Genomic DNA, 26,197 nt, shown 5'->3' on the forward strand with positions numbered 1-26,197 from the left:
ATTGACGCTGGCCGTGCTCGGCCTTATCTGCCTGATATGACCATCAAACCGATCATTATCCTGCCCGATTCCAAGTTGCGCCTCGTCTCCGCGCCGATCGAGCGCGTCGATGCGGAGCTGCTTGCGCTTGCCGACGACATGCTGGAAACGATGTATGACGCGCCGGGCATCGGCCTCGCCGCGATCCAGATCGCCGTGCCGCGCCGCGTCGTCGTCATCGATCTCGCCAAGGAAGACGAGCCGCTGGCCCCGCAGGTCTTCTTCAACCCCGAGGTCGTTTGGTCCTCCGACGACGGCAATGTCTATGAGGAGGGGTGTCTTTCCATCCCCGACTACTATGCCGAGGTGGAGCGCCCGGCTCGCGTGCGCGTCGCCTATATCGACCGCGAGGGCAAAAAGGCCGAGATCGAGGCGGATGGGTTGCTCGCCACCTGCCTGCAGCATGAGATCGACCATCTCAACGGCGAATTGTTCATCGACCACATCTCCAAGCTCAAGCGCGACATGGTGATCCGCAAGTTCACCAAGGCCCAGAAGACCGGCGAGCTGCCGCAGTTCAAGCGCGAGAAGCGCCCGGCGCCCGCGCCCTCGGCAGCCGAGAGCTGAGCGCTTGCGCGTCGTCTTCATGGGCACGCCGGATTTTGCCCGGCCGGTGCTGACCGAGATCCTCAGCCAGGGGCATGAGGTGGTCGCTGCCTTTACGCGCCCGCCCGCCACCGCCGGCCGCGGCATGGCGCTGGCACCCTCCCCCGTGCACAAGCTCGCCGAGGGCTTCGGCATTCCCGTCTTCACGCCGAAAAGCTTTCGCGACGAGGAGACGCTTTCGACCTTCCGTGCCCTCGACGCCGATGTCGCGGTGGTGGTGGCCTATGGCCTGATCCTGCCCAAGGCCGCGCTGGAGGCCCCCGTCGAGGGCTGCCTCAATCTGCACGCCTCGCTGCTGCCGCGCTGGCGCGGCGCCGCGCCGATCCAGCGCGCCATCATGGCGGGTGACGCCAAGACCGGCGTGATGGTGATGCGCATGGAGGAAGGGCTCGACACCGGCCCGGTGGCGCTGGCCGACAGCGTCGAGATCGGCCCGGACATGACGGCCTGCGAGTTGCATGACCGCCTTGCCCCCCTCGGCGCCGATCTGATGGCCCGCGCGCTCGGCGCCCTCTCGCGCGGCACGCTCACCTTCACGCCGCAGGTGGCTGAGGGCGTGACCTATGCAAGGAAGATCGAGAAGGCCGAGGCGCGCATCGACTGGTCGCGCCCGGCGGAGGAGGTGCATCACCTCATCTGCGGCCTCTCGCCCTTCCCCGGCGCCTGGTTCGAGGCCGATTGGGGCCAGGGCCAGCAGCGGGTGAAGGTGCTGCGCTCGCAGCTCGCCGAGGGCTATGGCGTGGCGGGAACGGTGCTGGATGACGAGTTGACCGTCGCCTGCGGCGGCGGCGCGGTGCGGCTCATCCAGGTGCAGCGCGCCGGCAAGACGCCGATGGAGGCGGAGGTGTTCCTGAAGGGCGCGGCGGTTGTGAGGGGGACGAGGCTGTAGCCTTCCGGGTGCACGGGCATCTTGCCCGTTCTTCCTCTCCCGTGAAGCGCATCGTTTCCAAGAACGGGCAAGATGCCCGTGCACCCGGGAAGTAAGACGTCCGCGCTCCCAGGCTACAGCGTCGCGGCGGACCAGGCCTTCAGCTTCGTGCCGCTCTGCGGATAGCGGAAGCGCGTATCCGTCAGGCCGGCAGCATCCTGCATCTCCGCCACGATCACCTGAGAGGCGATGATCTGCAAGATGGCGTCGGCGATCTCATTGCCGAGCCCCGGCACCTTGATCGCCAGCAGCCTGTCGGCTGGGGCGACATCCGCGCGGCTGGTGATCAGCACCGAGGGGCAGCCGAAGCCAGCGATATCCTGGGCAATCTGCACCTCGCGCCCCTCGCCGAAGGCGATGAGGCCCGTGCGCCCGTCCATCGCCTCCATCGGACCATGCAGATAATTGAGCGTGTCCCAGCCGACGGCCGGCACGCGCACCGCTTCGCGGATCAGGATGGCGGCCTCGCCAGCCGTGGCGAAGGCAGCGCCCGCGCCGACGAGGTCGATCGCAGCGCGGTTCGCCAGGAGCTCCGCTGCCGATTTGGCCGGCCCGGCAACGGAAGCGAGCATATCGGTGATCATGCCGGGCAGCCCTGCCCAGTCCGCTGTATCACGGCCGAGGATGCGGTCGCCGAGCAAGCCGATAGCAAGCAGCATGCTGGTATAGCCCGTGGAGCTGGCGCCATTGTCGTTGCCGGAATGGGTGGCAATCACCCGGCCGGTGATCTCGGCAAGCGGATTGTCGCTGCCACGGCAGATGGCGATGCGGGGCCGGCTGGCGCGCACCGTCATCACATCGGCGATCTCGACGCTCTGGCCCGAGGCGGAGAGCGCCACGAAGGCATCGGCGCCCGCGTCGGACGATTCATAGAGGTCGGTCGAGCAATAGGCGAAGGAACGGACGCCGTTGGCGCGGAGGAAGGCCGCGCCCGCCAGCGCCGCCTGGTAGCTGGCGCCGATACCGGCGAAGCCCACGGTCATGCCGGCGAAACCGCCGATGTCGAGGCTCTTCAGCGTCTCGGCCACCGCCTTGCGGGTGATTTCCAGGCTCTCGGGCTGGCGGGCGACGGCATCGCGGAAGCCGATCCGCTCGACGATCATGTCTTTGCTCATGAAAAATCCATTGGGTTGAAACCAAAGGCAAAGGCCTTCTCCACCAGGCGGAGAAGGCTTTCGCGATGTCGCGTTCTATCCTCTCACCCCTTCACGCCGCCGGCCGTCAGGCCCGAGACAATGGAGCGCTGCAGGAGGAGGCCCACCAGCACTGGCGGCGTCGCCGCGATCACGCCCGCGGCGGAGAGCAGGCCGTAATCCGAGACGCGGCCGGAGGCGAGGTTGGCGATCACCACGGTCAGCGTCTGGGCGCGGCTGTCCGAGGTGAACAGCATGGCATAGAGGAACTCGTCCCAGACGATCAGCGCGGCAAAGAGCAGCGTGGTGCCGATCACGGGCTTGGCCAGCGGCAGCACGATCTGGATCAGGATGCGCCAGAGCTTGGCCCCGTCGATCGCCGCAGCCTCCTCGAGATCGGCGGGGATGTTGTCCATGCCGCTCTTCAGGAGCCAGGTCGTGAAGGGCATCACCACCGTGCAATCGGCGATCATCAGCGCCCAGGGCGAGTTCAGCAGGCTGAAGGTGGAGAGGATGCGGTAGAGCGGCACCACGAACATCAGCGGCGGCAGCATATAGGTCGCGACGATGAGGTAGAGCGCCCAGCCGAGCCGCTTGCCCGCGCGGGAGAAGACATAGGCCGCCGGGATCGACAGGACGAAGGAGAGGATCGTCGTGCCCAGCGCCACGAGGCAGGTGTTGCGCAGGGCAAAGAGGAAGACCTCGCCATCGCTGTTATGCGTGAAGGTGAGCAGCCGGGCATAGCGCGAGAAGTCGAGCTGCGTCGGGATCCAGGGCAGCGGCACGGTGGTGAGGTCGCGCTGGCTCGATATGCTCATCAGCACCATCCAGGCGATCGGTGCCAGGATCACCAGCCCGAGCAGATAGAGCGCGCCATAGGCGGCAATGCGGCCGGTACGGGACTGTTCCATTTAGCGAGCCCCCGGCTGGTTGCGCACGGCGCGTGAATAGATGCCGATCAGCACGAGACTCAGGGCGACGGAGAGCATCGCCAGCGCCGCGCCATAGCCGGCATGGCGAAAGGAGAAGGCTTCCTGGTAGACCAGGATGCTGAGCGACTTGGTGCTGTCGGCCGGGCCGCCGCGCGTCATCACCCAGATGATGTCGAACACCTTCACCGCTTCGATGGTGCGCAGCACCGCCGCAATGGTGAGCGGGGGCAGGATGACCGGCAGCGTCACCGTCTTGAAGCGATTCCAGGCGCGGGCGCCGTCGATCTCGGCGGCCTCATGCAGTTCGCGCGGCACGGATTGCAAGCCGGCTAAGGTAATCAGAGCCACCAGCGAGAAGGTCTTCCAGATATCGGCGATGCCGATGAAGAACAACGCGGTGGACGGGTTGCCGAGCCAGGACTGATAGGAATTGATGATGCCGAGCTGTTGCAGCGCGGCGTTGAAGGCGCCGAAATCGGGATTGTAGATCACGCGCCAGGCCATGGCGTTCACCACCGTGGGCAGCGCCCAGGGGATGATCAGCATGGCGCGGAAGACCCTGCGGCCCTTGAGATCCATGTTGAGAAGCAGGCCGACGCCGAGGCCGATCAGCATCTCGCAGGACACCGTCACCACGGTGAAGAGAGCAGTCACTCCAAGCGCCCGCAGGAAGGCGGGCGATTGGAAAGCGCGTAGGTAATTGTCGAGGCCGACGAATTGACCCGTGGTTCCGCCGAGCGGGGCATTGGTGAAGCCGAGCCAGACCGTGTTGAGGAGCGGCCAGCCGATCACGGCCAGCAGCGCCACCAGCAGCGGGACGACCAGCAGCAGTCGCCCGCGAAACTCCCGGATCAATTCCATTTTACTTGCTCGACAGGTCAGCCGCGGCGGACTTGAGGGCATCCTCGGGAGTCGCCTGGCCGAGCAGCGCCTGCTGCAGGGCCTGCTGGAGACGCGCGGAGAACTGCTGGTAATCCGGCACGCTCGGACGATTGAAGAGGGCGTTGAAGGAAGCGTCCTGCGCCTTGATCAGGTCGACATTCGGCGGGTTCTTGGCGATCGCATCCTTGAAGTAGGTCTTCCAGATCGGCGGGCTGGAGCCGGAATACTTGGTCTCGACCTCAGGCGAAGTCAGGTACTGGATGTAGCTCCAGGCCGCGTCAGCATTCTTGGTATTGGCGGGAATGCCGAGGCCCTGGGCGCCGTTCACCGTGGCGATGGTGGAGATGCCGGGCACGCCGGGCGGGGCCATCACGCCGACCTTGCCGGTGATCTGGCTGTCCTTGGTGCTGTTCTGGGCGAGGTCGTACATATAGGACCAGTTGAGCGCGAAGGCCGCCTTGCCGCTCGAGAAGACGCCGCGGACATCCTCTTCCAGATATTGCGTGGAATTGGGGTTGGTCAGCCCGTCCTTGACGCTCTTTTGCATGAACTTCAGGGCTTCGAGACCGCCACCCGTCTGGAAGGCAGGCTTGCCGGCATCGTCAGTCCACTTGCCGCCAAAGGCCTGCATCAGGAGGGCGTAGTCGCAGATCGCCGCCTCGTTCTGGCTCCAGCTCCAGACGATCGGATATTCGGCGATGCCCTTCTGCTTGATGATGGCGGCATCCTTCATCACGTCGTCCCAGGACTTGGGTAGCTCCGTGATGCCGGCCTTCGCCAGCATGTCCTTGTTGTAAAAGAGATATTTGCTGTCGGCTGACCAGGGCATGCCGAAATCGCGGCCCTTGTACTGGGTGCTGGTCCAGGCGCCGGTCTCGACCGCGTCGCGCTCCTTGGCGTCGATGCGGTCGGTGACGTCGAGGAGGATCTTGTTCTCGGCGAATTCCGCCGGCCAGATCACGTCGAACAGCACCACGTCATAGCCCTGGCCCGAACCGGCGGCGAGGGTGATCTTGTCGTGCAGCGACTCGTAAGGCACGAATTCGAGCTTGATCTGCACGTCCGGATGCATCTTGAGATAGGCATCCGTCATGGCCCGCACATCGGATTCCGAATAGCCGGCCTGGGCCTGGAACAGCGCGTTGAGTGTCGTCTGCGCTTGCGCAGCACCCGCCAGCGCCAGCGTGAGCGCCGCGCCCATCACGGCGAAGGCTGATTTGCGAATCATTCCCACCGTCAAAATCTCCCTCTCTTTGTCGGCGGGCTTGAATGCCCGCCCCTTATTAATGAAAAAGCTTTGTATTAAGGAGTCAAGGAGGCAGGACTTGTCAACCATTTTATTGCGGGCCGTTCATGCGCGGCGTTCAGCCACGTGACGGAACGACGCCGAGAATGGCGAGGGCCGGGCTGGTGATTTCGGGCACTGTCCCGCTGGTGCGCGACCAGGCTGCGTTGGCAATATCGGGCTGCATGGCCATGGCGATCGGCAGAGCGGCAGCACCCCTGGCCGGCAATTCGGAGGAGTGCTCGGCTGGCATCAGGCGGGGCAGGCTATTCAAACTGCGGTGGGTCATGGCCGGCAGCAGCGGCGTGGTGGCGTCGATCAGGCCATCGAGAAGTTCCGGCGGCAAGCCGCCGCCGACCACGATGGTATCGGGATCGAACATCGCCTCGATATTGCGGATGGCCACGCGCAGATATTGCCCCGCCTGCTGCTGCCAGGCGAAGATGCGCGGATCGCCATTACGGCACAAAGCCGCGAGTTCTTCGGCCGGCACTTCGTCGGGCGCGCGATCCGGCCCGCACACCGCCTCGGCCGCGGCGTAGAGCGAGACATATTGCTCGAGGCATCCCCGGCTGCCGCATGGGCAGAGCCGGCCGCCCGGCTTGACGATCATGTGTCCGATCTCGCCGGCTCCGCCGAAAGCGCCGCGATAATGGTGGCCGTCGGTTACCACCCCGCCGCCGATTCCGAGGTTAAAGTGCAGGTAAAAGAAGCTGTTAGCCACGCGGCCGATGCCGTAGAGGCGCTCGCCGATCGAGGCGACGGTGGCGTCGTTTTCGAGGATGACGCGATGGCCGGTCAGTTTTTCGAGTTCGCCTGCCAGCGGGAAACGCGTCCATTCATCGGCCTCCTGTACCTTGTCATACCAGAAGGCGCCGTTCACCACGGTGCCTGGCACGCTGCAGCCGATGCCCCAGATCTGCTCCTCCGGCACCCCGGCCTTGTCAATAAGGCTGCGGGTCTGGGCGTGAAGAATATGGGTGATCGCCATCGGATCGCGCTCCGAGAAGTCACGCGTGTCGCTGGCGACCACCTCGCCGGTGAGATCGACCAGCACGCCGAGGGCGCGGCGATAGGCCAGGCTGAGGCCGACGGTATAACCGCCCTCCGGATTGACCGAGAGCTCCACCGCCGGCTGCCCGCGCTGACCGACGCGCTTGCCCTCCTGCCGGATCAGTCCAGCCTCCTCGAGCTCGGCGGCAATATTGGAAATGCCTTGCACGGTGAGGCCGATCTCACGCGCCAGTTCGGCCCGCGTCACCGGTCCGTTGCGGCGGACGGCGTCGAAAACGGCGCGCCGATTGAGGGCTCGGGTCTGCTCGAGATTGGTGCCCGGCAAGGCTCCGGCACGGTCGATCCGACCTACCATGTTTTTTCCTCTCGACTGCCGGACCAATCCGGGATATTCAAACACTGTTTCAATAATAGGCGCTTGTCAAAAGAAAGTGCCAGGGATTCTTGCGGGAGGCCCAGCATGCAGATCGATGACGGCTCACGCCTGAGGGCGGCGGTATGACACGGATTGCAATCGGCATCGATATTGGGGGATCCTCGGTAAAGCTGGGTGCCGTCGACGAGCGCGGCTCGGTGCTGGTGCGCAAGCGCGTCCCGATCACACAGGAGATCGCCTTCCAGGATTTCGTCTCGACGATCGCCGCTGCCGTCGAGGACCTCAAGCCTCAGCTTCCCGCCTTCTCAGCCATCGGCATCGGCGTGCCTGGCACGCCCGACCCCGTCACCGGCATGCTGCTCGGCCGCTGCCCGGCCATCCCCTCCCTTGTCGAAGCCTCGCTGCTCGGCCCCTTCAGCCAGCGCTTCGGCGTGCCGGCCATCGTGCGCAACGACGCCATCTGCGCCACCTATGGCGAGATGCGCCATGGTGCGGGCCGCGGCCTCAACCGCTTCGTGCTGTTCACGCTCGGCACCGGCATCGGCGGCTCGGTGGTGATCGACCGCAAGGTGATCGACGGCCCCAACGGCCTGCCGCCGCAGCTCGGCTGCATGTCGATGGATCCGGCCAGGACCGATATCGCCGATCCCGTACCCGGCATGCTGGAGAATCTTGCCAGCGCCCGGGCCCTGGTGAACCGCTATCGCCAGCTCCAGCCCCACAATCCCGCTGCCAATGCCGAGATCGTGGTGGACCGCGCCCGTTCCGGCGAGGCCATGGCGCTGCAGGCGGTCGACGAGGTGACGCGTTGGCTCGCTCAGGCCATCGGCATCATGTCGAACATGCTGAACCTCGAGGCGGCGATCATCGGGGGTGGCCTGTCGGCAGCCGGCAGCTTCCTCACCGACCGCATCGCCAGGCATGTGCGTGACTTCGTGCTGCTCAAGCCCGGCCGGCCACCGGCGATCGTCACTGCCGAACATGGCAACAATGCCGGGCTGATCGGCGCCGGTACGCTGGCGCTCGACGCCGTTCCCGTAGCCGCCTAGAGCAAAGCGCGTTCAGATGAAAGCCGATCCAGAGCTTAACCCGCCGGCATCAAAAGCATTTTGCGATTCCTGGTGATTCCATCTGAAAGTAAAACGCTCCAAGCATCGCACGAAACTCTATCCAAGAACAAAATCAGGAAACGCCATGGCCAATGTCTCGCTTCAGAAGGTGGAGAAAAGCTACCAGAACGTCCACGTCGTGCACGGCATCGACCTCGATATCGACGACGGCGAATTCGTGGTGCTGGTCGGCCCCTCCGGCTGCGGCAAGTCGACCACCCTGCGCATGGTGGCTGGGCTGGAGCGGTTGACGGGCGGGGAGATCCATATCGGAGAGCGGGTCGTCAACGATGTGCCGCCGCGCGAGCGCGACATCGCCATGGTGTTCCAGAACTACGCCCTCTATCCGCACATGACCGTAGCCGAAAACATGGCCTATGGCCTGCGCCTCAGGAAGATGGACGAAACGGAGGTCAAGAAGCGTGTCGCCATAGCCGCGGACATGCTGGACCTCAACGCCCTGCTGGAACGCCGCCCGCAAGCTCTCTCCGGCGGCCAGCGTCAACGCGTCGCCATGGGGCGGGCCATGGTGCGCGAACCCAAGGTCTTCCTGTTCGACGAACCGCTCTCCAATCTCGACGCCAAGCTGCGTGTGAAGATGCGGGCCGAGATCAAGAAGCTGCACCAGATGGTGCGCACCACCACCATCTATGTCACCCATGACCAGGTCGAGGCGATGACCCTGGCCGACCGGGTGGTGGTGATGAACAAGGGCCGTATCGAGCAGGTCGGCCCGCCGCAGCTGCTCTATCATGAGCCCACCAGCAAATTCGTAGCCGGCTTCATCGGCAGTCCCGGCATGAACTTCATTCCCTGCACGCTTGAGACCAGCGGCCCAGGCCTCGCCGTCGTGCTCACCGACGGCACGCGCCTGCCCGTCCCGGCCGAGCGCCAGGCCCGCTACGCCGCCCATGCCGGCCGCCAGCTGGAACTCGGCCTCAGACCCGAGCATCTCACCGAGCATCGCGGCCGTGCCGATGCGGCGGATGTGAAGATGCAGGTGGTGGTGGTGGAGCCGATGGGCATGGAAACGCTGCTGCACGGCAATGTCGCCGGAACCGAGGCAACAGCCCGCATCGACCCGGCCGCCGCGCCCAATCCGGGCGAGGTCGCCACGCTGTCGGCCAGCATGGCGCATATGCACCTGCTCGATCCCGAGAGCGGGAAGGTGCTGTAACTGGGAGCGCGGACATCTTGTCCGCTCTTGAAACGAAACGAACACAAGCGGTGGCGGAGCGCGTATTCAAGGCCCGCCCCAAGACAGTCGCACGCTTCAACCAAGGCTGCTCCCCATTCTAAGTCGGTATCGTATCAAGAGCGGACATCGCGACATGCTTGCATGTCGCTGAGATGTCCGCGCTCCCAGCGTGACATCGCGCGTGGCATGGAGTAGAGGCTCGCCTCCACTTCGCGAAGTCACCGAATGCCGCGCTACAAGATCCTGATCGAATATGACGGCACGCCCTATGTCGGCTGGCAGCACCAGGCCAATGGCCGCTCGGTGCAGCAGGCGATCGAGGAGGCGATCCTTGCCTTTTCGGGCGAGACGCTGCGCATCCAGGGCGCCGGGCGCACGGACGCCGGCGTGCATGCCACCGGCCAGGTCGCCTCGGTGATGCTGGCCAAGGATTGGCGCACCGACCGGGTGCGCGACGCCCTCAACGCCCATCTCACTTTGCAGGACGACTACGTCACCATTCTCGGCGTCGAAAAGATGCCGGATGCGTTCGACGCGCGCTTCTCCGCCAAGGGCCGGCGCTACCTCTACCGCCTGATCGACCGCCGGCCACCTCTCGCTTTGGAACGCCATCGCGCCTGGCATATCCGCAAATCCCTCGACGCCGAGGCGATGCACCATGCCGCGCAGGGCCTGATCGGCCACCATGACTTCACCACCTTCCGTTCGGCCGACTGCCAGGCCCAGAGCGCGATGAAGACGCTCGACCGGCTCGACGTCATGCGGGTGGGCGAGGAGATCCACGTCGTCGCCGCAGCGCGCTCCTTCCTGCACAATCAGGTGCGCTCGATGGTGGGTTCGCTCCGCCGCGTCGGCGCCGGCGACTGGAGCCGGGCCGATCTTGTCGCCGTGCTCGAAGCTCGCGACCGCACCCGCTGCGCGGCGCTCGCGCCACCGCACGGGCTCTATCTGACTGATGTGGCCTACTGACGAAGGGTTTTTGACCCTAGAGTAAAGCGCGTTTAAGCGCCAACGCTGCTTTGCTCCAACTCTTTGTTTCGACGCGTCTTTGCGATTCTTGCCGATGCCGTCAAATCGCAAAACGCTTCAATGGGTCACTTGCTGCCCAGGGTCCGGGCCCTTCGGTAGCGCCGGCGTCGCAGGGGGGTGCTTCCTGTCGGCGAGGGTGGAGAGACTGGTCGTGATCAGGCCAAGGATGACGGCCAGAAACAGCGCTGCGACGGTGCGCGCTCCTCCGGTCATGCCCGGAAAGGCGGCATCGAAGGCCGTTGCCCGCTGAAGCATCGTCCATGCAAAGAACGCAGCCGGTGCGATGAGCGTGCGGATCCAGTCATAGCGATCCCAGCTTCCTCCAAGTAGGCGCGGTATCGCGTAAAGGATGACGGATAGAGCAATCAGCCCCCAAAAAGCCGCCCTGAGCGTCGGGACGTCCGCGGGCACCACGGTATTCGTCGTATCGGTCAGCGTTGCTATGATGAGGGCATGCAAGCTGAGAACTTCCGATGGCACCAGCGCCGCGAGTGCATCGACATATGTTCCCAAACCAGGGTTCGAAGTGGTTGTACTTTCACCGGGGGGAGCATTTTCTCGGACGTTCGTCAGCTGTGCATAGACCAACGTACTCATAATTGCCCCTCCCACGCGCGAAAGCCGTGTCGCCAATATGAATGTCCGTCCAATACTTGAAGCCCTGCAGTCGTGACGCCGACGTGAAGCACGGGAGCCTCACATCGCGTTCCCAGCCTCGCGCATCCGGCTTGGCGGGGTGTCGTGCAGTCGGCGCCAGGCGCGGCGAAACTGGCGGGCGGAGGAGAAGCCGGCGCGTTCGGCAACGCTTTCCATGTCGAGGCGCGAGCCCGCCATGATGTCGCCGGCCAGCGTGATACGGGCGCGGTTGACGTAATCGGTGATGCTCATCGACGCGTGCTCGTTGAACAAGCGAGACAGATGACGGGGGCTGGCGGCGGCGATATCGGCGAGGTCTTCCAGCGTCCAGGCTCGCCTGGGATCAGCCACCACGGCGTCCTGGGCCCGATGCACCGCCGGATGGATGTGGTTGCGCCCTTCGAGCCAGGGCGAGAGCTGCGGATCCGCGCCTCCGCGCCGGAGATAGACCACAAGCTGGCGAGCGATGGCGACGGCGCAGGCCGGGCTCGTCTTCCGCGCCACCAGATGCAGCATCAGATCGACGCCCGCCGTCACCCCGGCACTGGAAAGCCGCTGGCCGCTCTCGACGAAGAGGCGGTTTTCCAGCACACGCGCCTTCGGTGCGAGGCTTCGCATGAGCTCGACATAGGAAAAATGCGTGGTGCACTCATGCCCGTCGAGCAGGCCGGCGCGAGCGGCCAGCAGCGCGCCGGCACAGATCGAGACGAGTTGGACCGTGGGCGTCACTGTCCGCGCCAGCCAGTCGCAGATCAGCGCTTCGTTGCGTGCATCGGCGACGGCATCCTTATCGCCGGCGCGCAGCGGCTCGGTCGTGCTGCCGGAAATAACCACGAGCGCCTCGGTCGGCAGGGTCTGCGGCAGAGGCTCGAGGCCCGTGAGGTCGAGGCCGATCGAACTCGCCACGCGCGGTGTCGGGCTGACATAGCGGATGTCGAAGCGAAGATGGTCCTGCTCGCGGTTGGCGAGCCGGAGCACCTCCATCGGCCCGGCGACGTCGAGCACCAAGGTGCGCGGCGGCAGCACCATGAACACGGGAATGACCTGCCGCGCGTCCGTCATGTTCAGGCGGCCTTGCGCTCGGGGCGGCCGGCAAGCGCCTCGGCCACCGTGGCGATGCGCGCGAACCGGCCTGAGAGCACGGCCTCGGTGCGGGCCTTGAGTTCCGCCGGGCTCCAGCGCCGGCCGGCTGCATCGACGATCTCATGGGTCAGCGTCGCCGCACTGACGAAATCGACCTCATAGCCGACATCGGAGGCATGGCGCGTGGTGGTCTCGCAGCATTGCTCGGTACGGATGCCGGAAACGATCAGGCGGCGGATGCCATGGCTGGTGAGCCAGACATCGAGGCCGCTGCCGACCAGCGCGCTGTGCCGGTGCTTGTGGAAGACCACATCAGGCGCGATCGAGATCGCCGCGATCGTGCGGACAAAGCCGGAGTCCTCGGAGAAAGCGGCATCGCCGTCGACATGGAAGATCTGCACCACCGGGATGCCCTGCGCCTTGGCGCCGTCGATCAACGCCTGCTGCTCGCGAGCGAAGGCGGGCAGGTCCTCCTCACGCCAGACCGGCAACTGGCGGAAGGATTCCTGGACGTCGATGACGAGAAGCGCGGTATCGGATGCGGACATTTGATGCCTCCATGGTTGGGATGATGGAAGCATTTTAGCGCTGCAGATCAAGTGCGAAAGACAGCCACGGGACAAAGAGCGGACAGATTACGCCATTACGTGCCGCGCAGTTGGCGAAGTGGGTTTTCAGTCGCTCCCAATATCCAGGCGAGCCCACAGTAAAGTCCAAACCCAGCCCCACAGAGGGCTCCCAAGAGCCCAATGCGAAGCAAGCTCGACTTACCGGCGCCCATCCAGGGCTCGACCCAGTCTCTCAAGACCCAAAGCGCGACCGTCATGAGCACCGCCGCGAGAACCAGCCTCGGCAATCGCCGCAACGCCATGGCGTCAACATGCAGCAGCCCGCTCCGCCAGGCCGCAAGGGCGAGCAGGATCAGGTTGATCCAGCCGGAGGCCGCGGCGGCGGCGGCGATACCGGTCTGGCGCCAGAGCGGAAAGAGGGTGACCGAGAGCGCCACGTCGGCGGCCATGCCGATCAGGGCGACGATGAAGGGCAAGCGCATCTGCGTGCGGGCGAAGAACAAAGGCTGCAGCACCTTGGCGCCGGCAAAGGCGGGCAGGCCGGCGGCGAAACCGGCCAAGGCGAGAGCCGTCGCAGCGCCGTCTGTGGCGTTGAAGGCGCCGCGCTCGAACAGGACGGAGACGATCGGCCCGGCGAGCACCATCAGTGCAAGACCCGCGGGCAGGCTGAGGAAGGCGGCGAACTCGGCGGCGCGGCTGAACACCGTGCGCTCGGCCTCGATATTGCCTTGCGCGCTGGCTCTCGCGAGTTCCGGCAGCAGGGCATTGCCGAGCGCCACTGCCACGATGCCGAGCGGAAGCTGATAGACGCGGTCGGCGTAATAGAGCCAGGTCACCGCGCCGGGGTCGGGCGAGGCCACGACCAGGCCGACGAAGGCGTTGACCTGGGTGACGCCGGCCGCCACCACGCCGGGCAGCGCCAGCAGGAAGAAGCGGCGTACCGCGCCGTTCCAGCGCGGCCGCACCAGGCGCAGCGACAGGCCCGACTGCCACAGCACTGAGAATACGAGGGCGCCCTGGGCAATACCGCCGAAAAAGATCGTCCAGGCCAGCATACGGGCGAGGGTCTCCTCGTCCCGCCAACCCATCAGCGGCGCGGCCAGGAGACCGGCAATGGTGACGACATTGACCAGTGCCGGCGCATAGGCCGAAGCCGTGAAGCGGCCGTTCACATTGAGCATGGCGGAGGCCACCACCATCAGCGCCGTGGTCAGGCAGTAGGTGAAGGTGATGCGCGAGAGCGAGACGGCGAGGTCCACCCGCCCGCCGCTCTCGGTGAAACCCGGTGCGATCACGCGGATGAGCAGCGGCATCGCCAGCAGCGCCAGAGCCGAAACGATGAAGAAGATCAGCGCGACCTGCGTGAACACCTGGTCGGAAAAGGCCTGGCCCTCGCCCCGCTTCTCGGCCTCCGTATGCAGCGGCACGAAGGCGGTGTTGACGGCGCCTTCCGCGAACAGGCGGCGCATCAGGCTCGGCAGGCGGAAGGCGACGACGAAGGCGTCAGCCGCCGGCCCGGCGCCGAGCGCGGCCGCCACCATGGTGTCCCTGACAAAACCGAGGATGCGCGAGAACAATGTCGCGAAGCCGACAGACGCGGCATTGCGCAAAAAAGCCATTAAAGGGCCACGCCTTCCTTGTCGCAGCGCAACATATCGCTATAGTCCGCGCGCCCAAAAGCAAAATGCGGTCAAGTCGAAACGCCCTTTCGGTTTAGCTGCCTGAAAGCACGAGCATTTTGCGATCCCTGGTGATTCCGTCCAGGAGTAAAACGCTCGCAAACAGAGATACTGCATGCCCATACCCCATTCCGGCGCGAAGCCCCGTTTCGACGTCCTCACCATCGGCAACGCCATCGTCGATGTCTTTGCCCACACGGAAGACGACTTCCTGGTCCGCGAAGGCCTCGCCAAGGGCGCCATGATTCTCACCAGCGAGGAACGTGCCGAGCACCTTTACGCTGCAATGGGCCAGAGCGTCGAGATATCCGGAGGCTCGGCCGCCAACACCGCGGTGGGCGTTGCCTCGCTCGGCGGCAAGACCGCCTATTTCGGCAAGGTGAAGGAAGATGAGGCCGGCCGCGTCTTCACGCACGACCTGCGCGCGCAGGGCACCTATTTCGAAACCGCACCACTGAAGGAAGGCCCCTCCACCGCCAAGAGCTTCATCCTGGTCACGCCCGACGGCGAGCGCACCATGAACACCTATCTCGGCGCCTGCCATCTGCTCGGCCCCGCCGACATGGACGAGAAGGTGGTGCGCGAGGCGGCCATCACTTATATGGAGGGTTATCTGTGGGATCCGCAGGACGCCAAGGACGCCTTCCTGAAAGCCGCCAAGATTGCCCATGAAGCCGGGCGGCGCGTGGCGATCACCCTGTCGGATTCTTTCTGCGTCGACCGCTTCCGCGACGAGTTCCTGCACCTGATGCGCTCGGGCGTGGTGGACACGATCTTCGCCAACACGCAGGAGATCAAGTCGCTCTACCAGACCTCCGATTTCGAGACCGCCTTGCAGCTCGTTGAGAAGGATTGCCGCCTCGCCGTGGTCACGCGCTCGGAGGAAGGCGCGCTGGCGATCGAGAGTGGCACCCGTGTCTCCGTGCCGGCCTATCCCATCGACAGGCTGGTCGACACCACCGGCGCCGGCGACCTCTTCGCCTCCGGCTTCCTGTTCGGCCTCGCCCGCAATCTCGGCCACCTCGCCTCGCTCAAGCTCGGCGCCCTGGCCGCCGCGGAAGTGATCCAGCATGTCGGCGCCCGCCCGGAGGCCAATCTGCGCGCCATGGCCCAGGGGAACGGGCTGCTTTAAAGCAAAATGCGTTCAGATAAGGCGGATTTCGAAATTGACTTGCTGACCAAAAGCATTTTGCGATTCTTGGCAATTCGATCTGAAAGCAAGACGCTCTGACTTCCAAGGTCAGTGCCTCGCGAGCAGGCGGCGGGCCGCGATCGAGAGGCATTCCTCGAAGGCTCCGAGATCGGTGAACATCGCTTCAGCCGCCACCTCCCGGGTGACGAAGGCGCCGCCCCGCGCCTCGATGCCGCCATCGAGCATCAGGTTCTCGATCATCTCGAAATCCTCGACGGCGAGGCCGTCGGGCCCGCGTGGCCGCCCCTGCGCGTCGGGATGGACTGCGCCACCGTAATAGGCCTTGAGCCGCTCGAAATGATCCCTGGCGACATTCGAAAAACCATAGGCCGGGCAGTTGCGGGCGCACATGAAGCCAAGCTCGTAGACCGTGCCGACATCGGCGGCGATGCCGCGGAAAGGCGTGAGATTGGCGATGATCATCTCCGCGCTCAGCATCAGCTTCTCATTCACGGCGCTGATGGCAAGGCCGTGGCCACGCTTGGTCTCATAGGCCGGGATCTCGAGATCGCCGGGCGAGACCGGCGTGAAGCCATAGCGCTGGGCCAGGGCGATCTTGGCGTCGAGCACCTCCCGCGCGTTGGGCAGGAAGACCTCCGGGCCGGCGAGATAGACTTTCATGATCCTGCCTCTGCGCTGTCGTGGAGCGAAACGAACTTCGTCGTTGCAAGGCCGACGGTTCCTGTCAATCGGATCGGGAACGAATAGCGTCCATAGTTCGGCGGCAGCCGTAACATTCCTGCGCCAAGGCGGCCTACAAGAAAGGCATGAACGCTGACGGACACTCGATCGCCGGGGTCCTGCCCTGCGGTTCGGTCTCGCCCGCATCATTGCCGGCGTCGTCGCGAAGCTTCTTCCCAGCCTTGCCAGCGCCGTCCGCCAGCTATGAAAGGAGTGAAACCATGCCCGATACACGTTCAGACATGCTCCTGCCCGAGCATGTCACGATCAAGCCGTCCGTGCTCTATTTCGGTACCCCAGTCGTCCTCGCCACCACGCGCAGTCCCGATGGCAGCACCAACATCACGCCGATGTCCTCGGCCTGGGCGCTCAGCGACAAGGTGGTGCTGGGGCTCGGCATGACCGGCCAGGGCGCCCAAAACCTGCAGCGCGACAGCGAATGCGTGCTGAACTTTCCCTCCGAAGTGCTGCAGCCGAACGTGGAGAGGATCGCGCGGGCGACCGGTCGCAACCCCGTGCCGGAAGCCAAGGCAAGGATGGGCTACACTCATGTGGCCGACAAGTTCGCGCTGGGCGGCTTCACCCCCGTCGGCTCCGAGATCGTGGGGCCACCGCGCATAGCCGAATGTCCACTGCAATTCGAGGCAAGGGCAGTCGCCATCCACCATGCGCAGGGCGACAAAGGCAGCGGACATCTGTCGGACCTTGCGATCGTCGAGACCAAGGTCCTGCGCATCCACGCCCATCGAGGCATCGTGGTATCAGGCACGAACCATATCGACACGGCGCGCTGGAAACCGCTGTTCTATGTGTTCCGGCATTATTTCGGCCCCGGCCCGGATCTCGGCAGGAACTTCCGGGCTGAAGCGTAGAGTCTCACGGCTGCGTCAGCGCCAGCTTCAGGCCCAGAACCGCGAAGGCCGCGGCAAAGCTGCGCCGGAGCCAGGCGAGCACGCGCGGGCGCGAGAGGATGGAGCGGCGGGCAGCGGCGGCGAAGGCGCCATACAGGAGGAAGACCACGAAGGTCAGCGCCATGAAGACGAGAGCCAGCTCCAGCATCATCGCCGTCGGATGAGGTGCGCTCGCGGGCACGAATTGCGGAAGAAAGGCCAGGAAGAAGATCGACAGCTTCGGATTGAGGATGTTGAGAAGAATGCCGTTTCGAATGATCGCCAGCGGCTCGATCGGCAGGCCTTCCGCCTCGACCTGCAGTGCCCCGCCATCGCGCCATACGCCCCAGGCCATGTAAAGCAGATAGGCGACGCCAAGATATTTGATGCCCTGGAAGGCCATGGCGCTGGCATGGAGCAGAGCAGCCAGCCCGACGATGCTGACGGCGATGTGCGGCAGGATGCCGAGGGTGCAGCCGAAAGCCGCTATGGCGCTGGCCTGCCAGCCCCGGCCGAGGCCAAGGGCGAGGGTGTAGAGCACGCCGGTGCCTGGCAGCAGGATGATGATGAGGGAGGTGAGCAGGTAGTCGGAGGTCACGGGCGAGTTCCAATGTGGCAACCCGCAGGAAAGCCGGTCAGGCCTCTGCTGTCTTGAACGCATTTGCAGGGCTGAGATGTTCGTGCACGATCTTCCAGCCCTCGGCGTCCTTGCGCAGGACCGTGGTGCCGCGCCCACCGCCCCAGACCGGTTCGCCCGCCGCCATGCCCTTCCAGTGGAAATTGTAGATGCAGCTCGCAACGCTGTCGCCGATGGCCAGCCAGCGCAGGTCCTCCAGGGTGTAGACCTCGTTCTCGACCGCCTGCCACGCCGCGTCGAAGGCGCGCCTCGCCGCGTCGATGCCCTTATGGTCGCCGTCGGAGAACCAGAACACCGCGTCCTCGGCGATCACAGGCAGCAAGGCATTGAAGTCATGCAGGGCAAGCCTGGCCTGATAGAATTTCATGGCGTCTTCTGGATGCATGATTGCCTCTTCGCCTGCTTGCGGAATCCTATCTGACGGCGGCTGCATAGGCACCCGGCGAGACGCCGTAAACACGCACGAAACGCCGCGTCATATGGCTCTGGTCGGCAAAGCCGCTCGCGGCGGCCACCTCGGCCAGGGCCATGCCCTCCACGATCAGGCGGCGAGCCAGGTGGATGCGGCACTGCATGAGATAGGCATGGGGCGTCATGCCTGTCGCCCTGGCAAATCCGCGCACGACCTGGAACTGGCTGAGGCCGCTCTCCACGGCAAGGTCGGAGAGGGTGACCGGCGCAGCGGGGTCGCTGTCGATCAGGTCGCGGGCACGGGCGATCGGCGCGGGCGGCATGGCTCCCGCAAGGGCTTCGCCCCGCATCCGGGCGAGGAGAAGCAGCAGTGCCTCATCCCGCTTCAGCTCGGCTCCCTCCGGTTCGCTTTGCGTTACGGCGCGAAACAGGCGCCGGAACAGCGCCAAGGGGGGCCGGTCGGCGAGAACCGGGGCGGTAAATTCGAACCCCGGCTTCCGCCCCTCCTCGATGTCGCCGATCGCCGCGGCGACGACAGCGGGATCGAGATAGAGCATGTGCCAGCGCCGGCTGCCTCCGCCAATGGGGATGCCGTCATGCACTTCGCCGGGATTGACGGTAATCACATTCCCTGCGCCGGCCTCCACCAGCCCGCGTCCGCTTGCCGACTTCTGGGCGCCCCGGGAAATGAAACCGACACCGAACTGGTCATGGGTATGGCGCGGGAAACTATGGCTGCTCTCCGCCTCTACCGCCTCGATGCCGGCCACGAAGCTACGGGGCATGCTGAAGCGGTCGCCCGCCCTGGGAGGCCTGTCACGGATCATCCTTGCCATGGCAGCATTGATGCCCTTGTTTCGGGCTGGCTGCAATTCCATTCAAGACGGCATCTGCCCCACCGGACAGGATGGTGCCATTCCGATGTGCCTTGCCGAGACCTTGCCGATGACGTTCAGCTACGCCCCCACTCTTCTCCAGGACTTTCCCGAACTCGTCTCGAGCACCCGCCATGTCGCTGACGTTAGGGCCAGCGGTGATGTCTCGCGCCTCGTCCAGCCCTTCTGCGATCTCGCCGCCAGGCGGCTCGACGGCCGCAGCGAAAGCGACCTGCCGGAAATCCAGGCCTGGCGCCGCGCCTTCTCGAAAATGGGCCTCAAGCCGACCCAATATCGCTGCGCTTCCGAGGCGCTGCTGCGGCGCTTCCGCAAGGAGGGTTCGCTGCCCTCCATCCATCCGCTCGTCGATCTCTGCAACGGCATTTCCCTGGCCTTCGCCATTCCGATCGCGGTGTTCGATCTCGACAAGGTGCGAGGCGGCCTGCAGGTGCGCCATGCCGCCGGCACGGAGAGCTACGAGACCTTTGCCGGCGAAATCGAGCATCCCGAGCCGGGCGAAGTCATCTTCGCCGACGAGGCCGGCCAGGCCCATGCCAGACGCTGGACCAACCGCCAGAGCGGCCTCTCCGCCATCCGCCCGCAGACGGACCGGATACTGATCGTGGCGGAGGCGATGCACGAGACGGCGGGGGAGGATATGGCGCGGCTGGGCGAGGCGCTGGATGGGGCGCTGAGGGAGGTTGGTCTGATCTTCAAATGAAAGGAAGCTTCGGTCGGGCGAGACGAGGCATCTCAAAACGGGGCGAGGGGCACAACCGGCTCGCCTCCTTCCCACTTGTCAAATCTCGCCCAGGCGAAAAGTCACAAGGCAGCCGCCAGCCTGAAGACATAGAACTTCGTATCCACTGCCATGAAGAGGAAGCTCTCAGGCAGCTCCGCCTTGGCGATTTCCACGAAGCCATGCTTCTCGTAGAAGCGATGGGCCGCCAGGAAGCGGTCGGTGGTGCCGAGGAAGACGTCCCGGATACCACGCTCCCGTGCCTCGTCGAGCAGGCGCTGCAGGAGCCCTGCCGCTACGCCGTGCTCGCGCCCCCGGAAGGGCGCCGCCACGAACATCTTGCGTAGGGCCGCCTGGTCGTTGCCGATATCCTTGAGGCCGATCGAGCCGACCACCCTGTCCTCGCAGCGCGCCACCCAGAAATCGCCTTTGCCGCTCTGGTAGAAGGCAGGAATGGCGGCAAGGTCCGGCTGGTCCTCGGCCGTGATGGCGAAGCCGAATTCCTCGCGCTGGATCGGCAGGATGAGGTCGATCACGCCCTGCTGGTCTTCAGCCTCGAAACTGGCGATTTCAATGGTTCCGGTCATCGCTGCAGCACTCTCACAACATGCTCGGCAGCACCTTGTCTGGCGGGGTATGCCCGTCCATGAAGGCGCGGATGTTGACGATGACCTTGTCGCCCATGTCGGTGCGGCCTTCGATGGTGGCCGAGCCCATATGCGGCAGGAGCACAACCCTGCCGCTCTTGGCGAGCTTGACCAGGCGCGGATTGACGGCCGGCTCGTGCTCGAAGACGTCGAGCCCGGCGCCGGCGATCTCGCCGGCATCGAGCATCTTGGCGAGCGTCGTCTCGTCGATCACCTCGCCGCGAGCGGTGTTGATCACCAGCGCCTCGCGCTTAAGGAGCTTCAGGCGGCGGGCCGAGAGCAAATGATAGGTCGCCGGCGTGTGCGGGCAGTTCACCGAGATGATGTCCATGCGCGCCAGCATCTGGTCGAGCGAATCCCAATAGGTCGCCTCGAGCTCGGCCTCGATGGCCGGATCGACATGGTGGCGGTTGTGGTAATGCACCTGCAGGCCGAAGGCCTTGGCACGGCGGGCGAGCGCCTGGCCGATTCGGCCCATGCCGATAATGCCCAGGCGCTTGCCGGTGATGCGGCGGCCGAGCATCCAGGTCGGCGACCAGCCGGGCCAGGCATTGTCGCCGTCGGGAATGACGCGGGCGCCCTCCGGCAGATGGCGGGCCACGGCGAGAATCAGCGCCATCGTCATGTCGGCGGTGTCCTCGGTAAGAACACGCGGCGTGTTCGTGACGGTGATACGCTTGGCCACCGCCGCCTCGACGTCGATATTGTCGACACCGTTGCCGAAATTGGCGATCAGCTTGAGATTGCTGCCGGCGGCTTCGATCACCGCCTTGTCGATGCGGTCGTTGATGGTTGGCACGAGAACATCGGCCGTCTTCACCGCCTCGATCAGGGCCTCCTGCGACATCTTCTCGTCGGTGAGATTGAGCCGGGCATCGAAGAGTTCGCGCATGCGCGTCTCGATGCTGTCAGGCAGGCGGCGCGTCACCACCACGAGCGGTTTTTTTCTGATTGTCATGCCGACCTCCCCGAAACTTTAAGACGGCGTTCACCGCAATCGGACAAACTGGACGCATAAGCCCACCATTCGTCGCTGATCTTCCTCTAACAGAGCCGGAAGCACAGCAACAGAGCGGGACGCGGGCGAGAGTATGCGTTGAGGTCCGGCATGTCCTATTATGAAGAAGAAGAAACGCCGCGTTTGAGCCTGATCGCCAGGATCGGCTTTGCCGGCGCCTTCTGTGCCTTCGTCCTGGCGGGTGGCGTCTATTATCTCCATCACAAGCGCCTGACCCAGACGGTGGCCGATGCCACCGATGGCGTCAGCCCCGAGACCCTGGCCGATCCCACCGTGGCCGCCTTCATCGCCGGTTCCGGTAAGGGCGACGGCAAGGCCAATGCGCCCACCGACGTCACCGGCTCGCTGCCCGACGCCTCGGCCATCAAGGACCAGCTCGGCCCGGTCTCCGGCCTGCCGATGCCGCGCTTTGTCAGCCTGAAGCCCGACAAGGTGAATGTGCGCCAGGGCCCCTCGCGTGACCAGACGGTGTCCTTCATCTTCCAGAAAGCCAATCTGCCGGTCGAGGTGATCGCCGAATTCGAGAACTGGCGCCGCATCCGCGATGCCGACGGCTCCGAAGGCTGGGTGTTGCAGAACCTGCTCTCGGGCAAGCGCACCGCCTTGATCGCGCCCTGGTCCAAACAGCCCACCTTGCCGCTCCTGGCGAGCGCCGATCGCAAGGCCAATGCGGTGGCGATGCTCCAGCCTGGGGTGCAAGCCAACATCAAGAGCTGCACCTCCAACTGGTGCCGCATCAACGGCGATGGTTTCGACGGCTGGATCCAAGAGAGCAATCTGTGGGGCGCCTATCCCGGCGAGGCGGTGGATTGAGTTCTTCCCGGGTGCGCGGACGTCTCGTCCGCATCTTGGAAGCGGATGCGCTCATGGAAAGGAAGATGCGGACGAGACGTCCGCGCCCCCGGGAATAGGACCTCCCATGCCGCGTGTCCGCCTGAAGGTCAGCGGCATCACGACGCTGGAAGAGGCCCGCATCGCCGTCGAGGCGGGAGCAGATGCGATCGGCCTCGATCCTCTCCGCTTTGCCACGACCGGCATGACGCCCGATGAAGCAATAGCCGAAATCGCCCTGTCACTGCCCCCGGCGGTGACGGCGGTTGTCCAGACCAGAGCCCTCACGGCCGGTGCCGTCGCGCAGCAGGTCGATGCAGGCGCGGCTACGGCCGTCCAACTCATGCGCCCCCTGCCGGCAAGCGAATATCCAGGCCTCAAGCGCATCATCCGCGGCCGCAAGATCATCCAGTCGATCAAGCCGGAGCAGGCGCAGGCCTTGGAACTGGCGGCGGCCTGTGCCGAATTCGCCGATGCAGTCCATCTTCCGCTCGTCGCCTTCGAAAATCTGCCGCGCTGCCGACAGATCGCAGAGATCTGTCGGCAGCCTGTTTTCCTGGGGCTGGTCGAACCCGAAAGATTATCCAGAGAGATCGCCGATTTCCGTCCCTTCGCGATTGATGTCGTCACGCCCGGCGGAAGCCGTCTCTTCGACCCTGCGTTCCTGGCAAAACTCGCCTGAAGCCTGCTTCATGTGCTTTTCGTAACACCGCGCGCAACATTCCCGGCTGAAAAGCCACCCTGCCGTTGCGTGCCCTTGGCCTCGTGCTAAGATCGCGTCGCTGGGGGGCAAGACTGCGTTTTCCGTTTGGGAACGCTGCGCTGGTTTATGCGCCAGTGGCTGTTCCCTGTCGAGGCTTTGACCCGCTGCAGCCCTTTCATGAATTCTTCCCTTGATGCGTTCGATCTCAATGCCGCGGTGCTCCGGCACTCGGAACGTGACATGCGCGCCTTCATGGCGGCGCTGGCGGTGCGGCTCGAAACGGCCTTGCCCGGCCGCGTGAGCGTGGAGCGCAAGCGCGATGGTTTCTTCTCCTCCACCAGCCATGTCACCGAGATCAAGGTCGAACATCCCGACGCGATCTTCTCCCTGACCTTCGCCAAGGCGGGGCTGACGGCGAGCCGCGCCAAGGTGGTGCATGGCGTGACCATCAGCACCACCAGCCTGCCGGTGCCGCAATGGCTTGGCGAACTCAACAAATCGGTCGCCGACCTCGCCGACCGCAGCGCCATCGCGGGAGATGTACTCCATGGCTTCCTTTGACGGTCTCGACCCGGCGGACGTCCGCTTCGACAAGTGGGAGCAGGCCCTCAACCACGGCAAGCTGCCGGATTTCGTGATGGCGCGCCTCGAAAAGGCCAAGACCGGGGCGGTGCCCTGGCTCTCGACCATGACGCCGGCCGAACTTCTGCTGGCGCGCAGCCATGGCATCAAGCCGCTCGCTACCGTCTCCGGCACCTGCTGGTACCACTATGGCTGGAGCTGGACCGAAGGCCATGCCGAGGGCTGGAACATCGCTCTCAAGCGCTTGCGCCAGGAGGCGGTGGCTTGCGGCGCCAATGCGGTGGTCGACGTCCACATGCGCACCATCGCCCGCGGCGAAAACGACAGCATGGACTTCACCCTCGTCGGCACGGCGGTGCGTTTCGCCAGCCTGTCGCCGGCGAAGGAACCCATCGTCGCCACCGTGCCGGCGCTCGAATTCGTGCGGCTGCTCGAAATGGGCATCGTGCCCACCGGCCTCGCGGTCGGGGCGAAATATGACTGGCTGCAGCAGAGCGCTTTCCGTCCCGATTATTCCACAGGCGGCGCGAGCGGCTATAACACGCCGCTTCCCCATCTCAGCCAGTTCTGGGAACGGGTGCGGCGCCAGGCTCATGCCGAATTGCGCGCCAACGCCTCCCGGCAGGGCAATGGCGTGCTGGCCGATGTCCATTTCGGCCAGCTCCTGCGCTATGAGGGCAGCGGCGAAAACCAGCCCATGCGCTATCTCGGCCGCCACATCGTCATCGGCACGGTGGTCGACACGCCGCGCAAGGCCGATGTGCCGCACCACATCCGCACCGTGGTCGACATGCGCGACACGCTTTCGCCCCTGCGGCGCAAGACCGCCAGCCGCCACGGCTTCGGCACCAATGACAGTGAGGGAGGTATCTGATGTCCGACGGCGACAACATTCCGCAGCATGCGCTCGAACGCCTGAAGGGCCTGCGCAGCGCCGGCAATCCGGATGGCGTCTTCACCTCCGACTTCTCGGTCAACGAGTTCCTGCTGGTGCGCAAGGCCGGCTTCGAGCCGATCGGCCTGTGCGTCGGCTCCTGCATCTATCATCTCGGCGTGCAGTACGGCCGCTGGACCAAGAACGAGGAGCTGACCACCATCTCGCAGGCGATGTATCACGCCCGTGAGCTCGCCATGAGCCGCATGCGCGCCGAGGCCGCCGACATGGGCGCCGATGGCATCGTCGGCGTCAGGCTGGAGGTCAAGCGCCTGGAATGGGACGAGCATGTGCTCGAATTCGTCGCCATCGGCACCGGCGTGGTGCATGCGCAGGGCCATCAGGGCTTCAAGGGCGTGAACGGCCAGCCCTTCACCTCCGACCTTTCCGGCCAGGATTTCTGGACGCTGCTGCATGCCGGCTACCGGCCGCTCGAAATGGTGATGGGCTCCTGCGTCTACCATGTCGCCCATCGCGGCATGTTCTCGGCCATGGCCAATTCGATGCGCAATATCGAGCTCACCAATTTCTCGCAGGCCCTCTATGACGCCCGCGAAATCGCCATGGAGCGCATGCAGGATGAGGCTCATCGCGCCGGCGCCGAGGGCGTCGTCGGCGTCGACCTGCATGAGGGCAATCATGGCTGGGGCAGCCATGTCATCGAATTCTTCGCCATCGGCACCGCGGTGAAACCGATCGGCACGGAGATCGACCCCGCCACCATTCCCGACCCGCAGCTCGTGCTGTCGGTCAACACCTGATCCTTTTGGAGCCAAACCCATGTCGATCCTGGGACGCGTCGCCGACCTCTTCACGGCCAAGACGCATAAATTGCTGAACGCCCTCGAAGACCCCAACGAGGTGCTCGACCTCTCCTATGAGAAGATGCTGAGCGGCCTGCAGGAGACCAAGGCGCATCTCGCCGACGTCATCGCCCAGCAGAAGTCGCTGGAGCGCCAGATCACCACCGCCGACCACGAGATCGCCGGCGCCGAGGACGACGCGGCCACCGCCGTCAAGGCCGAACGCGACGATCTCGCCAAGGCCGCGCTGGTGCATCGGCGCCGCGCCATGGACAACCGCGCCACGCTGGAACAGGCGCTCAATGCCATCCTGCCGCAGATCTCCAAGCTGACGGACTATCAGCAGCGCCTGCAGGAGCGCATCGAGAAGTTCCGCACCCAGAAGGAGACGATGAAGGCGAGCTATGCCGCCGCGCAGGCCCAGGTGAAGGCGCAGCAATCCCTCACCGGCATCGGCGAGCGGCTGGGCGGCGTCGGCGAGACCTACCAGCGCGCTGAGGACCGCATGCTCGCCACCCGCGACAAGGCCGATGCCATGGATTCGATGATCGAGCAGGGCATCGTCAACGATCCGCTCGACAAGCGCAGCTCGGCCGAGAAGGAACTCGCGGCCCTGCGCGACAAGCACGCGGTGGACGACGATCTCGCGGCACTGAAAGCGCAGCTCGGCCCCAAGGTGATCGGCTCCTCCTCATCGGCGGGCAGCCTGCCCAAGCCGGAGGGCGAAGCGAAGGAATGATGCGATCCAGGCGCTGA

General features: G+C 65.0%; 29 protein-coding genes. 14 read left to right on the top strand and 15 right to left on the bottom strand.

From position 1 onward, the window contains the following. Window positions 1-36 precede the first annotated feature (36 nt). Both def and fmt read left to right on the top strand, forming a co-directional pair. A complete protein-coding gene (gene def, locus QQL24_RS30135) occupies window positions 37-606 on the top strand; it encodes a peptide deformylase (protein WP_284316001.1) in 570 nt (189 codons plus the stop codon). Between the two features lie 4 nt (window positions 607-610). Then, window positions 611-1,534, top strand: a complete 924-nt coding sequence (gene fmt, locus QQL24_RS30140) for a methionyl-tRNA formyltransferase (protein ID WP_284316002.1) — start codon at window positions 611-613, stop codon at window positions 1,532-1,534. 113 nt (window positions 1,535-1,647) lie between these two features. On the opposite strand, the gene QQL24_RS30145 is transcribed toward fmt, so the two are convergent. From QQL24_RS30145 to QQL24_RS30165, 5 genes are all read right to left on the bottom strand, one after another. Continuing rightward, the gene (locus tag QQL24_RS30145; protein ID WP_284316003.1) at window positions 1,648-2,688 is read right to left on the bottom strand and encodes an SIS domain-containing protein; all 1,041 of its coding nucleotides are present in this window, start codon (window positions 2,686-2,688) and stop codon (window positions 1,648-1,650) included. Window positions 2,689-2,771: 83 nt separating this feature from the next. After that, window positions 2,772-3,617, bottom strand: a complete 846-nt coding sequence (locus tag QQL24_RS30150; RefSeq protein ID WP_284316004.1) for a carbohydrate ABC transporter permease — start codon at window positions 3,615-3,617, stop codon at window positions 2,772-2,774. Then, window positions 3,618-4,499: a carbohydrate ABC transporter permease gene (locus QQL24_RS30155; RefSeq protein WP_284316005.1), complete on the bottom strand. Its 882-nt coding sequence runs from the start codon at window positions 4,497-4,499 to the stop codon at window positions 3,618-3,620. Window position 4,500: 1 nt separating this feature from the next. Further along, window positions 4,501-5,748, bottom strand: a complete 1,248-nt coding sequence (locus QQL24_RS30160) for an extracellular solute-binding protein (protein ID WP_284316006.1) — start codon at window positions 5,746-5,748, stop codon at window positions 4,501-4,503. A gap of 136 nt (window positions 5,749-5,884) precedes the next feature. Next, window positions 5,885-7,174, bottom strand: a complete 1,290-nt coding sequence (locus QQL24_RS30165) for an ROK family transcriptional regulator (protein WP_284316007.1) — start codon at window positions 7,172-7,174, stop codon at window positions 5,885-5,887. A 143-nt stretch (window positions 7,175-7,317) separates the two neighbouring features. On the opposite strand from QQL24_RS30165, the gene QQL24_RS30170 reads away from it, so the two are divergent. From QQL24_RS30170 to truA, 3 genes are all read left to right on the top strand, one after another. Then, window positions 7,318-8,244, top strand: a complete 927-nt coding sequence (locus tag QQL24_RS30170; protein WP_284316008.1) for an ROK family protein — start codon at window positions 7,318-7,320, stop codon at window positions 8,242-8,244. A gap of 145 nt (window positions 8,245-8,389) precedes the next feature. Further along, complete coding sequence (locus QQL24_RS30175) at window positions 8,390-9,481, top strand: ABC transporter ATP-binding protein (RefSeq protein ID WP_284316009.1); 1,092 nt, start codon at window positions 8,390-8,392, stop codon at window positions 9,479-9,481. Window positions 9,482-9,727: 246 nt separating this feature from the next. Beyond that, a complete protein-coding gene (gene truA, locus QQL24_RS30180) occupies window positions 9,728-10,471 on the top strand; it encodes a tRNA pseudouridine(38-40) synthase TruA (protein WP_284316010.1) in 744 nt (247 codons plus the stop codon). A 117-nt stretch (window positions 10,472-10,588) separates the two neighbouring features. Here truA and QQL24_RS30185 read toward each other — a convergent pair whose 3' ends face one another. The 4 genes from QQL24_RS30185 to murJ form a co-directional block, all read right to left on the bottom strand. Further along, window positions 10,589-11,128: a hypothetical protein gene (locus tag QQL24_RS30185; RefSeq protein ID WP_284316011.1), complete on the bottom strand. Its 540-nt coding sequence runs from the start codon at window positions 11,126-11,128 to the stop codon at window positions 10,589-10,591. A 99-nt stretch (window positions 11,129-11,227) separates the two neighbouring features. Next, window positions 11,228-12,229 carry a GlxA family transcriptional regulator gene (locus QQL24_RS30190; RefSeq protein WP_284316012.1) on the bottom strand — a complete coding sequence of 334 codons (1,002 nt, stop codon included), beginning with the start codon at window positions 12,227-12,229 and terminating at the stop codon, window positions 11,228-11,230. A gap of 2 nt (window positions 12,230-12,231) precedes the next feature. After that, window positions 12,232-12,798 carry an isochorismatase family protein gene (locus QQL24_RS30195; protein ID WP_284316013.1) on the bottom strand — a complete coding sequence of 189 codons (567 nt, stop codon included), beginning with the start codon at window positions 12,796-12,798 and terminating at the stop codon, window positions 12,232-12,234. A gap of 95 nt (window positions 12,799-12,893) precedes the next feature. Further along, window positions 12,894-14,438, bottom strand: coding sequence for a murein biosynthesis integral membrane protein MurJ (gene murJ / locus QQL24_RS30200; RefSeq protein ID WP_284316014.1), 1,545 nt, complete (start codon window positions 14,436-14,438; stop codon window positions 12,894-12,896). Window positions 14,439-14,613: 175 nt separating this feature from the next. On the opposite strand from murJ, the gene QQL24_RS30205 reads away from it, so the two are divergent. After that, window positions 14,614-15,630: an adenosine kinase gene (locus QQL24_RS30205; protein ID WP_284316015.1), complete on the top strand. Its 1,017-nt coding sequence runs from the start codon at window positions 14,614-14,616 to the stop codon at window positions 15,628-15,630. 108 nt (window positions 15,631-15,738) lie between these two features. On the opposite strand, the gene QQL24_RS30210 is transcribed toward QQL24_RS30205, so the two are convergent. Continuing rightward, window positions 15,739-16,311, bottom strand: coding sequence for a nucleoside 2-deoxyribosyltransferase (locus QQL24_RS30210; protein WP_284316016.1), 573 nt, complete (start codon window positions 16,309-16,311; stop codon window positions 15,739-15,741). A 281-nt stretch (window positions 16,312-16,592) separates the two neighbouring features. Here QQL24_RS30210 and QQL24_RS30215 point away from each other — a divergent pair, with 281 nt between their 5' ends. Continuing rightward, the gene (locus QQL24_RS30215; protein WP_284316017.1) at window positions 16,593-17,243 is read left to right on the top strand and encodes a flavin reductase family protein; all 651 of its coding nucleotides are present in this window, start codon (window positions 16,593-16,595) and stop codon (window positions 17,241-17,243) included. Between the two features lie 4 nt (window positions 17,244-17,247). Here QQL24_RS30215 and QQL24_RS30220 read toward each other — a convergent pair whose 3' ends face one another. The 3 genes from QQL24_RS30220 to QQL24_RS30230 are packed head-to-tail and all read right to left on the bottom strand — an operon-like array spanning window position 17,248 to window position 19,094. Then, a complete protein-coding gene (locus QQL24_RS30220; RefSeq protein WP_284316018.1) occupies window positions 17,248-17,859 on the bottom strand; it encodes a LysE family translocator in 612 nt (203 codons plus the stop codon). Between the two features lie 37 nt (window positions 17,860-17,896). Next, a complete protein-coding gene (locus QQL24_RS30225; RefSeq protein ID WP_284316019.1) occupies window positions 17,897-18,283 on the bottom strand; it encodes a YybH family protein in 387 nt (128 codons plus the stop codon). Between the two features lie 28 nt (window positions 18,284-18,311). Further along, on the bottom strand, window positions 18,312-19,094 hold the full coding sequence (locus QQL24_RS30230) for an AraC family transcriptional regulator (protein WP_284316020.1): 783 nt from the start codon (window positions 19,092-19,094) through the stop codon (window positions 18,312-18,314). A 160-nt stretch (window positions 19,095-19,254) separates the two neighbouring features. Between QQL24_RS30230 and QQL24_RS30235 the strand changes: the two genes are divergently transcribed. After that, window positions 19,255-19,905 (top strand): B3/B4 domain-containing protein, encoded by a 651-nt coding sequence (locus QQL24_RS30235; protein WP_284316287.1) that lies wholly within the window; start codon window positions 19,255-19,257, stop codon window positions 19,903-19,905. A 101-nt stretch (window positions 19,906-20,006) separates the two neighbouring features. On the opposite strand, the gene QQL24_RS30240 is transcribed toward QQL24_RS30235, so the two are convergent. Both QQL24_RS30240 and QQL24_RS30245 read right to left on the bottom strand, forming a co-directional pair. After that, window positions 20,007-20,510: a GNAT family N-acetyltransferase gene (locus QQL24_RS30240; protein WP_284316021.1), complete on the bottom strand. Its 504-nt coding sequence runs from the start codon at window positions 20,508-20,510 to the stop codon at window positions 20,007-20,009. 13 nt (window positions 20,511-20,523) lie between these two features. Beyond that, window positions 20,524-21,528 carry a 2-hydroxyacid dehydrogenase gene (locus QQL24_RS30245; RefSeq protein WP_284316022.1) on the bottom strand — a complete coding sequence of 335 codons (1,005 nt, stop codon included), beginning with the start codon at window positions 21,526-21,528 and terminating at the stop codon, window positions 20,524-20,526. Window positions 21,529-21,678: 150 nt separating this feature from the next. Here QQL24_RS30245 and QQL24_RS30250 point away from each other — a divergent pair, with 150 nt between their 5' ends. From QQL24_RS30250 to QQL24_RS30275, 6 genes are all read left to right on the top strand, one after another. Beyond that, complete coding sequence (locus QQL24_RS30250) at window positions 21,679-22,401, top strand: SH3 domain-containing protein (RefSeq protein WP_284316023.1); 723 nt, start codon at window positions 21,679-21,681, stop codon at window positions 22,399-22,401. Between the two features lie 106 nt (window positions 22,402-22,507). Next, a complete protein-coding gene (locus QQL24_RS30255; RefSeq protein ID WP_284316024.1) occupies window positions 22,508-23,101 on the top strand; it encodes a beta/alpha barrel domain-containing protein in 594 nt (197 codons plus the stop codon). Between the two features lie 198 nt (window positions 23,102-23,299). Continuing rightward, on the top strand, window positions 23,300-23,683 hold the full coding sequence (locus tag QQL24_RS30260; RefSeq protein ID WP_284316025.1) for a hypothetical protein: 384 nt from the start codon (window positions 23,300-23,302) through the stop codon (window positions 23,681-23,683). Next, window positions 23,670-24,578: a heavy metal-binding domain-containing protein gene (locus tag QQL24_RS30265; RefSeq protein ID WP_284316026.1), complete on the top strand. Its 909-nt coding sequence runs from the start codon at window positions 23,670-23,672 to the stop codon at window positions 24,576-24,578. The genes QQL24_RS30260 and QQL24_RS30265 overlap by 14 nt, the downstream gene beginning before the upstream one ends. Beyond that, window positions 24,578-25,399 (top strand): heavy metal-binding domain-containing protein, encoded by an 822-nt coding sequence (locus tag QQL24_RS30270; RefSeq protein WP_284316027.1) that lies wholly within the window; start codon window positions 24,578-24,580, stop codon window positions 25,397-25,399. Before QQL24_RS30265 ends, QQL24_RS30270 begins: the two co-directional genes overlap by 1 nt. Window positions 25,400-25,418: 19 nt before the next feature. After that, complete coding sequence (locus QQL24_RS30275) at window positions 25,419-26,180, top strand: PspA/IM30 family protein (RefSeq protein WP_284316028.1); 762 nt, start codon at window positions 25,419-25,421, stop codon at window positions 26,178-26,180. The last annotated feature ends 17 nt before the right edge of the window (window positions 26,181-26,197 follow it).

This window comes from Labrys miyagiensis (assembly GCF_030160835.1).
Lineage (GTDB): Bacteria > Pseudomonadota > Alphaproteobacteria > Rhizobiales > Labraceae > Labrys > Labrys miyagiensis.